The following is a 13,603-nucleotide window of genomic DNA, read 5'->3' as shown; positions in this document are numbered from 1 at the left end:
ATTCTATTGACAAACGCAACTGTAACTTTTATAATAACAGTAAGAAAACAAAGTAAGAGAAAACAGCAGAAAAAAGAGTCCTTTCCATAACAGGGCATAATCCGGGAAATATTGATAAGACTAATGAAATAAAGCAAATTCCCTGAAATAAGAGATAGAATGAAGGAGGAGTAATATATGTCAATCGTAACATTAACAAAGCAGAACTTTGATGAAGAGGTTTTAAAAACAGATGATGTAGTGCTGGTAGATTTCTGGGCAACCTGGTGCGGTCCCTGTAAGATGTTTGCACCGGTACTTGATGAGATTGCATCTGAGAACCATTCCGGGTTAAAGATTGGAAAGGTTGATGTGGATAATGAGCCGGATCTTGCAGGACAGTTTAAGGTTATGAGCATTCCTACTGTAGGAATTTTCAAAGGCGGAAAACTGGCGGCAACTTCTGTAGGAGTAAAGTCCAAGAAAGACATTCTGCAGATGGTGGAGCAGGTAAAATAATAACACTCATGAAACCACAGGTCAATCCGGTGAGAGGAGGAACCTGTGGTTTTTTTTGAATATAAATAACAAAGAAGTGGGTATTGACATTCCCCTATACGGGAAGGATTATACTGGTTGTATATGTAGAAAGTACGAATGATAAAATAGGTAAATCGGACAAGGAACACATAGACAATGCCAGTGCTTATGGGGGTTTACATGGAAGAAAAGAAACTGTACTCAATAGGGGAAGTGAGTAAGATCTGCAACATTTCAACAAAGGCTCTGCGTTTTTACGACAAGATCGGAATCATATCACCGGATATGATATGTAAGGAGAACAGCTACCGCTACTACAACAAAGAAACTCTTATGACGGTTCCTGTTGTAAAGTATTATAAGCAGATGGGATTTAAGCTGGAAGAGATGCAGGGGTTAGTCGAGGGCAATACCTACTATTATCTGGAACAGAATTTCCGCAACAAGATCGATCAGCTCTGTCTGCAGGAGCAGCAGATTCATAACAGCTATGTGGCTGTTAAGGACTGGTACGAGCTGATTCAGGAAGCCAAGATGGTGCTCCAGAACAATGTACATGAGGTATCTGTCAGATTCCTTCCGGAGTCCACCTTCTGCAGCCTGACACAGAAATTCGAATACAATTATATGGAATCCATTATAAATATTGAATGGACCAATCACCTTGAAAAGGCTGAGAATGAAATAACAGGTCCGGTAATCCTTAAGTTTGACTCTTTTGAGGATAAGATGAAAGGCAAATGCGATACGGCAACGATTATGCAGAAAGCCATTCACCCATGCAAGGAATGTTTAAACCGCCAGACCTATGGAGGTATCATGGTTGCTTCGGTTTATCATATTGGAAGACATGAGACCATTGATGAAGAGTACGAACGGATTGCAGGCTGGGCAGCCAAGCGGGGATATCAGTGCGGGAAAGAAAGCTTTGAACGGTATGTGGTGGATTACTGGACAACCAGGAATCCGGAAGAGTTTGTAACGGAAGTTATTGTTCCGGTTTACCGGCAGTAAGGGAGCATGAAGCGCTGTCTGACCGGATAAAAGAATAAGTCTGACAGGCTCTCCTGAAACAGAAATGATTAAAAATTTCTGTTTCAGGAGAGCCTTTTTTATGTGTGGAGCACCACGGAAAAATGTTCCATTTAAATTGCGGGAAAAATTAAAAAAAATCGGTTGACATTCCCCATAGGGGGAAGTCCTATACTAAATGCATAGAAAAATGCAGGCAGCCAGAAGAAAATTAGTAACATTAACAGGCACCGCGCATTTTCTAAACGTTTTCAGCTGAACGTGAAAGAAAAAGTAACAGGACAACTTAAATTTTGTGCACTATTCAGATGGGGAAGGAAACTTAAATGACGGAAGCGCGAAAGAAATTTAAACGAATTGGCATTACAACCGGTTTGATATCCGGTCTCATGTACGGGTTATACACCACCTTTGTACTGATTGCCGGGTACTACAAACCACTTGCCGGGGCGGTGGGGCTATTTGCTGCTCCCTACGTAACATCTGGTCTCAATGACTTATTTGCCGGTATCTGGCTTACTGTGTATAACATAAAGACCGGAAGAATACGTGAGATCGGAAGAAGCTTAAAGCTGTTTCCCGGCAAAATCATTCTTCTTGGCTCCCTGGTAGGCGGACCGATTGCCAGTGGTGCATATTTGATGGGGCTGGCTATGGCAGGAGCTTATGCAATACCAATATCTGCCATGTACATCCTTTTCGGAGCATTATTTGCACGAATCTTTTTAAAACAGAAAATCGTACCCAGAGTTGGTCTTGGTATGCTGATCTGTGTTGTTGGAGCGATTGTCATTAACTGGGTAAAACCAGAAGGCAGCACCAACTTTACGCTGGGAATCATTTGTGCCTTTGTTGCAGCAATTGGCTGGGCGCTGGAAGGCGTTTTTGCAGCTTACGGTAGTGCGATGCTTGATACAGATGTGGTAATTAATATCCGCCAGCTTTTATCCGGAATCGTTGATTTATTTGTAATTCTGCCTATGGTAGGCGGTATGGGACTTTTAAAAGGCACACTCTTTGCCCTGCCTCCCGTTGCATGGCTGATCGTTGCCGGCCTCTGTGCGGCAATCTCCTATCTCTGCTGGTATAAGTCAAACAGCACTGTGGGCTGTGCTATGGGAATGTCATTAAATATCACCTACGCGTTCTGGGGCGTGCTGTTTTGTATCCTGTTTATCAAACAGCCAGTGACCCCGACCATTATTATTGGTTCTATTATCATTATCATCGGAGCTATTTTAGTATCTGTTGACCCATTTGAACTGCTAAGTAAAAAGGAGGACTAAACAATGAAATATGATGCATTAGGAATGATCGAAACAAAGGGCTTAATAGGCTCAATCGAAGCTGCAGACGCTATGGTAAAGGCAGCAAATGTAACACTTGTTGGTAAAGAATTTGTAGGCGGCGGACTTGTTACTGTTATGGTAAGAGGTGATGTTGGAGCAGTGAAAGCAGCTACTGATGCAGGCGCAGCAGCAGCACAGAGAGTTGGCGAACTGGTATCCGTACACGTAATTCCACGTCCTCACGCAGAAGTTGAGACAATTCTTCCAAAGGATAAAAAGGAGATTAAGTAATGGGTAACCAAGGAATGACATCAGCATCTGCGGATGCGAAAATGGCAGCTATTAACAAAAAATTCAGGACAACTGGAATGACAACCGGTGCGTTATCCGGACTTACCTACGGAATCTACACGGTTCTTGTACTGGTAGCCGGCTATTATGAACCTCTTGCCAGCGCAGCAGGTCTTTTAGCAGGACCATATGTATTATCCGGCTTAAATGATCTTTTTGCAGGAATCTGGCTGACTGCTTACAATGCAAAAAGCGGCCGTATCCGTGAGATGGGCAGAAGTCTTAATACATTCCCTGGAAAAATGATTGTAATTGGATCACTTCTTGGAGGACCTGTTGCAAACGGCGCTTATCTGGTTGGTCTTGCCATGGCAGGAGCTTATGCGATCCCGATCTCAGCATTATGCAGTTTGTTTGGTGCAATTTTTGCATGGATTTTCTTAAAACAGAAAATTACAAAAAGAGTTATGGTCGGCATGATTGTATGCGTGGCTGGTGCCATCATCATCAACTGGACCAAGCCGGAAGGCAGCGACAATTTTACTCTGGGAATTATCTTCTCCTTCGTTGCAGCGATCTGCTGGGCACTGGAAGGTGTATTCTCTACCTACGGCGGAGCCATGATCGACACTGATGTTGCAGTAAATTTACGTCAGCTCATCTCCGGCATTGTGGACTTATTCGTAATTCTTCCTATCGTTGGAGGCTTAGGACTCTTAGGCGGAACATTAACTGCAGGAATTCCGGTTATATGGCTTGCAGCAGCAGGCTTAAGCGCAGCAGTATCCTTCCTTTGCTGGTATAAGAGCAACTCCACGGTTGGCTGTGCGATTGGTATGTCCTTAAATGTAACATATGCGTTCTGGGGCGTTTTCTTCTGTATCCTGTTTTTGGGACAGGCAGTTACCCCTACGATTGTAATCGGCTCTATCGTAATCGTATTAGGTGCGATTGTGGTTACCATGAATCCACTGGATTTATTCAGGAAAGGGGAATAAAAACATGTTATTACCTGCAAGAACAGCGGTTTTAAATTATTTATACGGAGTAGAAAGTGCTGATATCGCTCAGATTATGGGGGCTTTAAAGTCCCAGTACGGCGGAGAACGTCAGTTCACAAAAGATCGTTATATGGACCACGTAATGTCTTTAGAGGCAAACGGACTGGTTAACTTACAAAGCTACGACTTAGATGAGAAGGGTGAACTGCGCATGCGTTATTCCATTAACGATGACGGCAAGGCAACCGTTGACAAGTACGTAGATAAAAAATACCGCAATCACAAATAAATTTCAGGAGGTTTACGAAGGTGAGATATTACGGAGATGAAGCGTTAGGGCTGGTAGAAACTCTTGGATTGACCCCGGCTCTGGAAGCAGCAGATAAGATGCTCAAAGCAGCAGATGTAGAATTGATTTCCTATGAAAACGTAGGCTCCACCCTTGTAACCATTATGGTTAAGGGTGATGTGGCAGCCGTACGTTCCGCTGTAGATGCAGGCGCAGAAGCAGCAGCAGCTATCGGTAAACTGACTGCACATAATGTAATGCCAAGACCGATCAAAGAAGTTGGCGACATTGTATCAGTACATGATATTGACGCGTAAAGAGAGGAAAACAGTATATGGTAAGATATGAAGCCATCGGCTCAATTGAAACATTTGGTTTGGTATTCGCATTAGAAGCAGCTGATGCTATGTGTAAGGCTGCAGATGTTGAACTTATTGGTTATGAGAACGTAGCTTCCGGATATATTTCCGTTCTGGTACGCGGAGATGTAGGAGCCTGCAAGACTGCAGTTGATGCAGGAGTGAAAGCAGTAAGCGATATGGGTGCAGAGATTTACAGCTGTGTTGTAATCCCGAGACCTCATCCGGATCTTGAAAAGATCATCAGGAGATATGCAATCGCTGCGCCGGAGCAGGAATAAAACGTATCCCGGTTGAAGGGAGAACAATGAAATGAATTTTGTAGATAAAGACCTTCTCTCCATACAGGAGGCAAGGATTTTAATGGAAAGCGCAAGAGACGCCGGTAAGACCATGCTCACCTTCCCCCAGGAAAAGCTTGACAGAATCGTCGAAGGTCTTGCGAAAGCAGCAAAGGAACTGGCCGAAGAGCTGGCCGTTATGTCCGCGGAAGAAACCGGCTACGGACGTGCAAAGGACAAGCTGGTCAAGAACACCTTTGTCTGCGAATTTCTGCCGAAACACTTACAGGACATGAAATGTGTGGGCGTTCTGAATGAAGATCCTGTACGAAAAACCATGGACGTAGGTGTTCCAGTGGGAGTCATTGCTGCTCTTACTCCTTCTGTAAGCCCGGTCTCCACTGCTATATACAACGTACTGATTGCAGTGAAGTCCGGCAACCCCATTGTCATTGCTCCTCATGAGCGGGCAGTGAAGGTGACAGGAAGGCTTCTCGACTGTATGAAGGAAGCAGGTCTCCGCCATGGCCTTCCGGAAGGAGCCATCGGTTATTTGAAGACTGTAACGAAAGCAGGAGCTTTGGAGCTGATTCATCACCCGGCAGCAGCCATGGTGGTGAATACGGGAGTACCGGAATTAAACGGTGAGGCAGCAGAAAGCGGAAAGCCCTATATTTATGGAGGCACCGGAAATGGTCCTGTATTTATAGAGCGGACAGCTGATTTAAAACAGGCGGTTGAAGATATTATCGTAAGCCGTACCTTTGATTATGGAATCGTATCTGCGGCTGAGCAGTATGTGGTAGTGGACAGCTTAATTGCTGCAGAAGTAAAAGCGGAAATGCTGAAAAACGGTGCTTATTTCATGAACGGAGAAGAGGAGAAGCAGTTAATTGATCTTCTCAACCTGGAACATGGAAATGCAGATACGGAGATTATGGGAAGACCGGCGTTAGAACTTGCCAGACGTGCAGGTTTTACCGTACCGGAGAATACAAGCGTTCTGGTTTCCCAGCAGAAATATATTTCTGACAGAAACCCCTTTGCAAAAGAGCTTCTCTGTCCCGTACTTGCTTATTACATCGAAAACGACTGGATGCATGCCTGTGAGAAATGTATGAATCTCCTGGTAAATGAAAGCCATGGCCACACTCTGGTAATCCATTCCAGAGACGAAGAAGTAATCCGCCAGTTCGCTTTGAAAAAACCGGTTGGAAGAGTACTTGTCAATACCCCAGCCACATTAGGCAGCATGGGAATGACCACGAATTTATTCCCAGCCATGACACTGGGCAGTATCACAGCCGGAGCCGGTATTACATCGGATAATGTTTCCCCTATGAATTTCATCTATATCCGGAAAGTGGGATATGGAGTAAGAAATGCCGGCGAATATCTGGAAAATGCAAAGAAAGAGTTGTGTTCCTGCACAAAGTCTTCGGCACCAGCCGGGCAGCATGGGGATGCAAAAGAACTTTTAAAGCAGATTTTAGAAGCATTATCAAAGGAACTGTAAGAGAAATAATTGAAAGAGAGGGAAAACAGATTGGATATTCGTGAATTTTCAAATAAATTTGTAGAAGCAACGAAGAACATGACACCGGAAGAGAGAGCTTCCCTGATGAAGATGTTTGAAACTGTTTCTGACGAAATCAATAAAAATGAGCCTGCAAAAGCAGGAGCTGCAGTATGCACCGAGGAGACTACAAACATTCCTGACGGTATTACAACAAGACTTCAGCACTTAAAAGAGAATTACTTAACACATAAGCCTACCATCACAACATACCGTGCCCGCGCGATCACAAAGATTGCTGCAGAAAATCCAGGTATGCCAAAGATCATGCTTCGTGCAAAATGCTTCCGTTACTGCTGCGAAACAGCTCCTCTTGTAATTCAGGACAACGAGCTGATCGTAGGTGCTCCAAACGGCGCTCCCCGTGCAGGTGCTTTCTCTCCTGATATCGCATGGAGATGGATGGTAGACGAAATCGATACCATCGGAAGCCGCCCTCAGGATCCATTCTATATCTCTGATGAAGACAAGAAGATCATGAGAGAAGAACTTTTCCCATTCTGGAAGGGAAAATCTGTTGATGAGTACTGTGAAGACCAGTACCGTGAAGCTGGTGTATGGGAATTATCCGGTGAATCCTTCGTTTCTGACTGTTCCTATCATGCAGTAAACGGCGGCGGTGACTCCAATCCTGGTTATGATGTAATCTTAATGAACAAGGGTATGCTTGATATCCAGCAGGAAGCTAAGGATCATTTAAAAGAGTTAAATTACGAAAATCCAGATGACATTGAGAAGATCTACTTCTATAAGTCCATCATTGATACCACAGAAGGCGTAATGATCTATGCAAAGAGACTTTCCGATTATGCAAAAGAGCTTGCTGCTAAGGAAACCAATCCAAAGCGTAAAGATGAACTTTTAAAGATCGCTGAAGTAAATGCATACGTTCCGGCTCACAAGCCAAGAACCTTCTGGGAAGCAATTCAGGCTGTATGGACCATCGAATCCCTGCTTGTAGTAGAAGAGAACCAGACTGGTATGTCCATCGGACGTGTAGACCAGTATATGTATCCATACTATAAGGCTGATATCGAATCCGGACGTATGAATGATTTCCAGGCATTTGAGCTTGCAGGCTGTATGCTCATTAAGATGTCTGAAATGATGTGGATCACCAGCGAAGGCGGTTCTAAATTCTTTGCAGGTTACCAGCCATTCGTTAATATGTGCGTAGGCGGTGTGACAAGAAGCGGACATGATGCAACCAATGAATTAACCTACCTTCTGATGGATGCTGTCCGTCATGTGAAGATTTATCAGCCATCCCTTGCATGCCGTATTCACAACAAGTCCCCGAAGCAGTACTTAAAGAAGATCGTAGATGTTGTTCGTTCCGGTATGGGATTCCCGGCCTGCCACTTTGATGACGCTCACATCAAGATGATGCTTGCAAAGGGCGTTTCCATTGAAGATGCACGTGACTACTGTCTGATGGGCTGCGTAGAGCCTCAGAAATCAGGACGTCTGTATCAGTGGACTTCTACCGCTTATACCCAGTGGCCAATCTGTATCGAGCTTGTATTAAACAAAGGTGTACCGTTATGGTATGGCAAGCAGGTTTGTCCTGATATGGGTGACATCAACAGCTTTAAGACTTATGAAGAGTTTGAAGCAGCTGTTAAAGAAGAGATTAAGTACATTACGAAATGGTCTTCTGTTGCAACTGTTATCTCCCAGCGCGTTCACAGAGAACTTGCTCCGAAGCCACTGATGTCCATCATGTATGAAGGCTGTATGGAAAAAGCAAAAGACGTATCTGCAGGCGGAGCAATGTATAACTTCGGACCTGGAGTCGTATGGTCCGGACTTGCAACCTATGCAGATTCCATGGCAGCAATTAAAAAGCTGGTATTTGACGAGAAGAAATACACACTTGCACAGTTAAATGAAGCATTAAAGGCTGACTTTGTGGGCTATGACCAGATCCGCACCGATTGCCTCAATGCACCAAAATATGGAAATGACGATGATTACGCAGATTTAATCGCTGCTGACTTAGTTGACTTTACCGAGCATGAGCACAGACAGTATAAGACTTTATACTCCGTATTAAGCCACGGTACCTTATCCATTTCCAACAACACACCATTCGGTCAGTTAACCGGCGCATCTGCAAACGGACGCCATGCCTGGCTGCCATTATCCGATGGTATCAGCCCAACCCAGGGCGCTGACTTCAAGGGCCCGACAGCGATCATCAAGTCTGTGTCCAAGATGGCAAACGACAGCATGAACATCGGTATGGTACACAACTTTAAGATCATGGCCGGACTTCTTGATACACCGGAAGGAGAAGAAAGCTTAATCACTCTTCTTCGTACCGCCTGCATGTTCGGAAACGGCGAGATGCAGTTTAACTACTTAGATAACAATACTCTGATCGAGGCTCAGAAGCATCCGGAGCTTTACCGTGACTTAATCGTCCGCGTAGCTGGATACAGCGCATTCTTCGTAGAGCTGTGCAAGGATGTACAGGATGAGATCATCAGCAGAACCATGTTGACACATTTCTAAAAGAAAACGGAGAACAATCACAATGGACCATGGAAATACAGGAGATATCGAACGTAAGGCGCTCATCTTTAACGTACAGAAGTACAACATGTATGACGGACCGGGAATCAGAACCCTGGTATTCTTTAAAGGCTGCCCGCTCCGGTGTAAATGGTGTGCCAATCCGGAAGGACTGGTACGGAAATTCCAGGTGATGTTTAAGCAGAATTCCTGTACAGACTGCGGGGCATGCGAAAGCGTTTGCCCCGTAGGAATCCATGTGATGTCCAAAGAGACCGGAAAACATGAAATCAGACGGGAAAAGGATTGTATTGGCTGCATGAAATGTAAGAATGTCTGCCCCAATTCAGCGCTTTCCATTGCCGGAGAGGTTAAGACAATTTCCGAGCTGTTAAAGATCGTAGAGGAAGATGCCGCATTTTATGATATATCAGGCGGCGGTGTGACATTAGGCGGCGGAGAAGTGACGGCCCAGCCTGAGGCAGCCTTAAATCTTCTGATGGCATGCAAGCAGGAAGGCATTAACACAGCCATTGAAACCTGCGGCTACACAAAGACCGAAACGATTTTACAGATCGCAGAATATGTGGACTTATTCCTGTATGACATCAAGCATATGGATCCGGTTCGCCACAATGAACTGGCCGGAGTGAACAATGAACAGATCTTAATCAATTTAAAAGAGCTGCTTCACCGCCGGTACAACGTAAAGGTCCGTATGCCAATGTTAAAAGGAATTAACGACAGCCGGGAAGAAATCGATGCAGTGATTAAATTCTTAATGCCCTTCCGTGATTACAAAAATTTTAAGGGAATTGACTTACTTCCTTATCACAAGCTGGGAGTAAATAAATACAACCAGCTGGATATGGAATACCCCATAGAGGGAGATCCAAGCTTAAGTGCAGAGGATTTAGACCGCATCGAAGGCTGGATGAATGAATATCAGTTCCCGGTTACTGTGGTGAAGCACTAGAAAGGGGAGAGAGCCGTGGCAGAGATACAGCGAGTCATAGAAGAATCCGTTCCGGGCAAGCAGGTTACCATCGCTCATGTAATCGCATCTCCAATACCGGAGGTATATGAGTGTCTGGGCATCGATGAGCTTGGAGCCATCGGGATTTTAACCCTGTCTCCTTTTGAAACCTCCATCATTGCTGCTGATATTGCGGCGAAGGCAGCCAGTGTGCAGGTAGGCTTTTTAGACCGCTTCACCGGCTCCGTCATCATCGCAGGAGACGTGGACAGTGTGGAGACAGCCCTTCGGGCAGTGTGTGATACCTTACGGCGCGGGCTTGGCTACACCGTGCCGGATATAACCAAAACATGAGAAAAAAGAGAATCATGATCATCGGACCGGGCGGCAGCGGAAAAACTGCCCTTGCAGCCGCAATCAATGGTTTAGACGGTCCTGTTAAACGGACACAGAACATGGTATATGGGGAAAAAACCATAGATGTACCGGGAGTTTATTTAGAAAGTCCCTGGATGCACAAGCATATCATCGCGGCAGCTCAGGACGCCTCCCATGTACTGATGCTGGTAGACCAGTCCTCATGCCGGGAGAGTTATCCTCCGGGATTTGCAAAAGCATTCCGGGTGCCGGTAATCGGAGTTATTACAGGAAGCGGAAATAAGCCGGAGAATGACGGCTGGTGTATCCGTCAGTTAAAGAAAGCAGGGATTACACCCCCCTGCATTCACATCAGCTTATCGGACCGGACTGGAATTGATGAGTTGATGGAAGTTATAAGATGCCCAAAGAACGCGGGCAAAATTTAAAGAAATACCCTACGGGTATCCCTTTATGCCCAGAAAGCGTGGGCAAAATTTAAAGAAAGGAGGGAAATGTAACGTGGAGCAATTTGTAATGAACACAAAGGTATATATGGGATCTTCCTGTCTGGAGAAAATTAAGGAACTTCCTGTAGGAAAAGCTTATATCATCTGTGATCCCTTTATGGCTCAGTCCGGTAAGGTGAACTTAATTACAGACCTGCTTATAGAAAAAGGAAGCAGCTTTGAAGTTTTCTCAGAAGTAGTGCCTGATCCTACGATTGCTGTTGTATCAAAGGCAATCGGCGGAATGAAAGGCTTTGGACCGGATACGGTAATCGCTTTAGGCGGAGGTTCTGCCATTGATACCGCAAAGGCAGCCAGCCACATTTATACACAGATGGGAAATGATAAGCTGAATTTAATTGCAGTTCCAACCACCAGCGGAACCGGAAGTGAAGTAACTAATTTTTCCGTTATTTCTGATCCGGAAGCTCAGGTGAAATATCCTCTGCGCTCCGACAGCATGGTACCGGATGCGGCATTCCTTGATCCCCGCTTTACAGTGTCAGTACCGCCTCATATTACGGCAGATACCGGTATGGATGTCTTAACCCATGCGTTAGAAGCCTATGTTTCAACCAATGCAGGTGATTTTACCGATGCCTGCGCGGAAAAGGCAGTCAGACTGGTATGGAGCTATCTGGCACGTACCGTGGAAGAAGGAAGCGACATGGAGGCAAGAACTCACATGCACAATGCTTCCTGCCTGGCAGGAGTTGCTTTTAACGGAGCGTCCTTAGGACTCTGCCACAGTATGGCACATGCTCTGGGAGCCCGTTTCCACATTCCTCATGGAAGAAGCAATGCAATTTTGCTTCCTCATGTGATCAGCTATAACGCTGGTTTAGAAGATGCGGGAGATTTTGCAGCATGCAGCAGATATGTTGCAATTGCCAATATGCTTGGCATTGCAGCAGGAACAGAGAAAGCCACGGTACACGGCCTGGTGCGTCACATTAAAAATCTTATGAATAAGATTAAAATACCGCAGCAGATCACCGATTTAAACGTGGACAAAGACGAGTTTGAACAGGCTGTACGGGAAATGGCAGAGAAAGCACTTCATGATAACTGCACATTGACCAACCCAAGAGTGCCTGCGGTAGAAGAGATCGAAACAATTTACCGTAAGCTTTGTAAGGGGGGCTATTAATGAAATTCATCACCGAAGAAGATTTGAGAATTTTATTCAGAAGAGAACCCTTTGCCTCTTATGATCTTCCTGCGCAGGCAAAGCTTACACCAGGAGCACGTCAGTTTTTGCTGGACAAAAAGATATCATTTTGTGATGATCCCCTGACGGCAAAACGCAAACTGTCAAAACCTGCAGAAGTGATCGAAGAGACACCAGTTACAGAGCCTGCGCCGGACCGTTTCTTATTAAAACTGGAAACCTTAAAGGCACAGTTTCTGGAAGCCGGAATTTCCTTATTAGACAGGGACGTGCTGTTAGCAGAGCAGGTATTTGATTTAGAGCGGAAGTTATCTTTCGTGGGGAAAGGTGCTTTTGGCGAGATAAATCCATTTGAGCCCTGCACCGGATTTAATAAGGAAAACCAAAACGAACCATACTCTGACTGTTTTGAGATCACCGGCTTTCATGCCCAGTCCGAAAAAGGAAGAGAAATAGTCCTGTTACACCGTCTGCGCTGTCTCGTAAGAGAACTTGGGGCAGAAGCAGGAGAAAAGAATTTTAACCCGGTCATTAACCGCTTATCCCAGATGATCTGCCTGTTATATGGAGGAAACACATGTCAAAGAAAGAAATAACATTTGATAGCTGCAACCAGCTGGTAAGCCAGTTTGAAGCAGTGGTAAAAAATCCTGTCAGGGAACGTTCCTCCGTTTATTATACGGGAGTGGATTTAGGAACAGCGTGCGTGGTACTGGCTGTGCTTGATGAGAATTTTAAGCCGGTAGCCGGCGCTTACCGGTATGCGGATGTGGTCCGTGACGGAATGGTGGTTGATTATATCGGCGCCATCCGGATCGTTCGTGAGTTAAAGGCAGAACTGGAGGAAAAGCTGGATACGGAACTGCTTTATGCAGCTGCAGCCATTCCTCCGGGAACGGATTCACTGGACGGAGGGGCAATCAAGAATGTGGTACAGGGAGCCGGATTTGAAATCACCGCCCTTCTTGATGAACCGACGGCAGCAAACGCAGTATTAAAGATACAAAACGGCGCAGTGGTGGATATCGGCGGCGGAACCACAGGAATTTCCATTTTAAAAGATGGAAAGGTGGTTTATGTAGCCGATGAACCGACGGGAGGAACTCATTTTTCCCTGGTTGTATCCGGAGCTTATAATCTGTCATTTTCAGAGGCAGAGCTTTATAAGCGCAAGGAAGAAAACCACAAAGAGCTGCTTCCGGTATTAAAGCCGGTAATTGAAAAAGTGGCCTCCATCATTAACCGCCACATCAAAGGATATGACGTAGATGAGATTTACTTAGTAGGCGGTACCTGCTGTCTTGCAGGAATCGAAACAATTATTGAGAAGCAGACTGGAATCCGCACAAGAAAACCGGAAAACCCCATGTTTGTAACTCCTCTGGGAATCGCATTCTCCTGTACTCAGGAGGAAATGGATTAAAAGGAAGTGGACG

16 protein-coding genes are annotated in these 13,603 nt (G+C 45.2%); all 16 read left to right on the top strand.

Translation table 11 applies throughout. The features are described 5' to 3' along the window. Positions 1-177: 177 nt before the first annotated feature. Positions 178-498, top strand: coding sequence for a thioredoxin (gene trxA, locus DS742_RS13640; RefSeq protein ID WP_097003120.1), 321 nt, complete (start codon positions 178-180; stop codon positions 496-498). A gap of 201 nt (positions 499-699) precedes the next feature. Next, positions 700-1,533 carry a MerR family transcriptional regulator gene (locus DS742_RS13635; protein WP_117417556.1) on the top strand — a complete coding sequence of 278 codons (834 nt, stop codon included), beginning with the start codon at positions 700-702 and terminating at the stop codon, positions 1,531-1,533. 344 nt (positions 1,534-1,877) lie between these two features. Next, entirely contained in the window at positions 1,878-2,837 is a 960-nt protein-coding gene (locus tag DS742_RS13630) for a DMT family transporter (protein ID WP_117417529.1), read from the top strand. Between the two features lie 3 nt (positions 2,838-2,840). Beyond that, positions 2,841-3,131, top strand: coding sequence for an ethanolamine utilization microcompartment protein EutM (eutM, locus tag DS742_RS13625; RefSeq protein ID WP_097003123.1), 291 nt, complete (start codon positions 2,841-2,843; stop codon positions 3,129-3,131). Beyond that, positions 3,131-4,129: a DMT family transporter gene (locus DS742_RS13620; RefSeq protein ID WP_117417528.1), complete on the top strand. Its 999-nt coding sequence runs from the start codon at positions 3,131-3,133 to the stop codon at positions 4,127-4,129. The genes eutM and DS742_RS13620 overlap by 1 nt, the downstream gene beginning before the upstream one ends. Before the next feature lie 4 nt (positions 4,130-4,133). Beyond that, a complete protein-coding gene (locus DS742_RS13615; RefSeq protein ID WP_117417527.1) occupies positions 4,134-4,421 on the top strand; it encodes a hypothetical protein in 288 nt (95 codons plus the stop codon). A gap of 20 nt (positions 4,422-4,441) precedes the next feature. After that, entirely contained in the window at positions 4,442-4,738 is a 297-nt protein-coding gene (locus DS742_RS13610) for a BMC domain-containing protein (protein ID WP_104433722.1), read from the top strand. A gap of 17 nt (positions 4,739-4,755) precedes the next feature. After that, the gene (locus DS742_RS13605) at positions 4,756-5,061 is read left to right on the top strand and encodes a BMC domain-containing protein (RefSeq protein WP_104433724.1); all 306 of its coding nucleotides are present in this window, start codon (positions 4,756-4,758) and stop codon (positions 5,059-5,061) included. Positions 5,062-5,092: 31 nt separating this feature from the next. Beyond that, on the top strand, positions 5,093-6,577 hold the full coding sequence (locus DS742_RS13600; protein WP_117417526.1) for an aldehyde dehydrogenase family protein: 1,485 nt from the start codon (positions 5,093-5,095) through the stop codon (positions 6,575-6,577). A gap of 30 nt (positions 6,578-6,607) precedes the next feature. Beyond that, positions 6,608-9,154 carry a choline trimethylamine-lyase gene (gene cutC, locus DS742_RS13595; protein ID WP_117417555.1) on the top strand — a complete coding sequence of 849 codons (2,547 nt, stop codon included), beginning with the start codon at positions 6,608-6,610 and terminating at the stop codon, positions 9,152-9,154. Positions 9,155-9,176: 22 nt separating this feature from the next. Beyond that, positions 9,177-10,130 (top strand): choline TMA-lyase-activating enzyme, encoded by a 954-nt coding sequence (gene cutD, locus DS742_RS13590; protein ID WP_117417525.1) that lies wholly within the window; start codon positions 9,177-9,179, stop codon positions 10,128-10,130. A gap of 15 nt (positions 10,131-10,145) precedes the next feature. Continuing rightward, on the top strand, positions 10,146-10,484 hold the full coding sequence (locus tag DS742_RS13585; protein ID WP_117417524.1) for a BMC domain-containing protein: 339 nt from the start codon (positions 10,146-10,148) through the stop codon (positions 10,482-10,484). After that, positions 10,481-10,936, top strand: coding sequence for a EutP/PduV family microcompartment system protein (locus DS742_RS13580; RefSeq protein ID WP_117417523.1), 456 nt, complete (start codon positions 10,481-10,483; stop codon positions 10,934-10,936). The genes DS742_RS13585 and DS742_RS13580 overlap by 4 nt, the downstream gene beginning before the upstream one ends. Before the next feature lie 73 nt (positions 10,937-11,009). Next, positions 11,010-12,146: a 1-propanol dehydrogenase PduQ gene (locus DS742_RS13575; protein WP_170313455.1), complete on the top strand. Its 1,137-nt coding sequence runs from the start codon at positions 11,010-11,012 to the stop codon at positions 12,144-12,146. After that, a complete protein-coding gene (locus DS742_RS13570) occupies positions 12,146-12,763 on the top strand; it encodes a hypothetical protein (RefSeq protein WP_117417522.1) in 618 nt (205 codons plus the stop codon). Before DS742_RS13575 ends, DS742_RS13570 begins: the two co-directional genes overlap by 1 nt. Continuing rightward, positions 12,745-13,590, top strand: a complete 846-nt coding sequence (eutJ, locus tag DS742_RS13565; protein WP_117417521.1) for an ethanolamine utilization protein EutJ — start codon at positions 12,745-12,747, stop codon at positions 13,588-13,590. The genes DS742_RS13570 and eutJ overlap by 19 nt, the downstream gene beginning before the upstream one ends. Positions 13,591-13,603: the final 13 nt, after the last annotated feature.

This window comes from Lacrimispora amygdalina, assembly GCF_003432035.1.
In the GTDB taxonomy this organism is placed as follows: Bacteria; Bacillota; Clostridia; order Lachnospirales; family Lachnospiraceae; genus Lacrimispora; species Lacrimispora amygdalina.
Note: the sequence above shows the minus strand (reverse complement) of the source record. Positions and strands in the feature narration are given on the sequence as shown.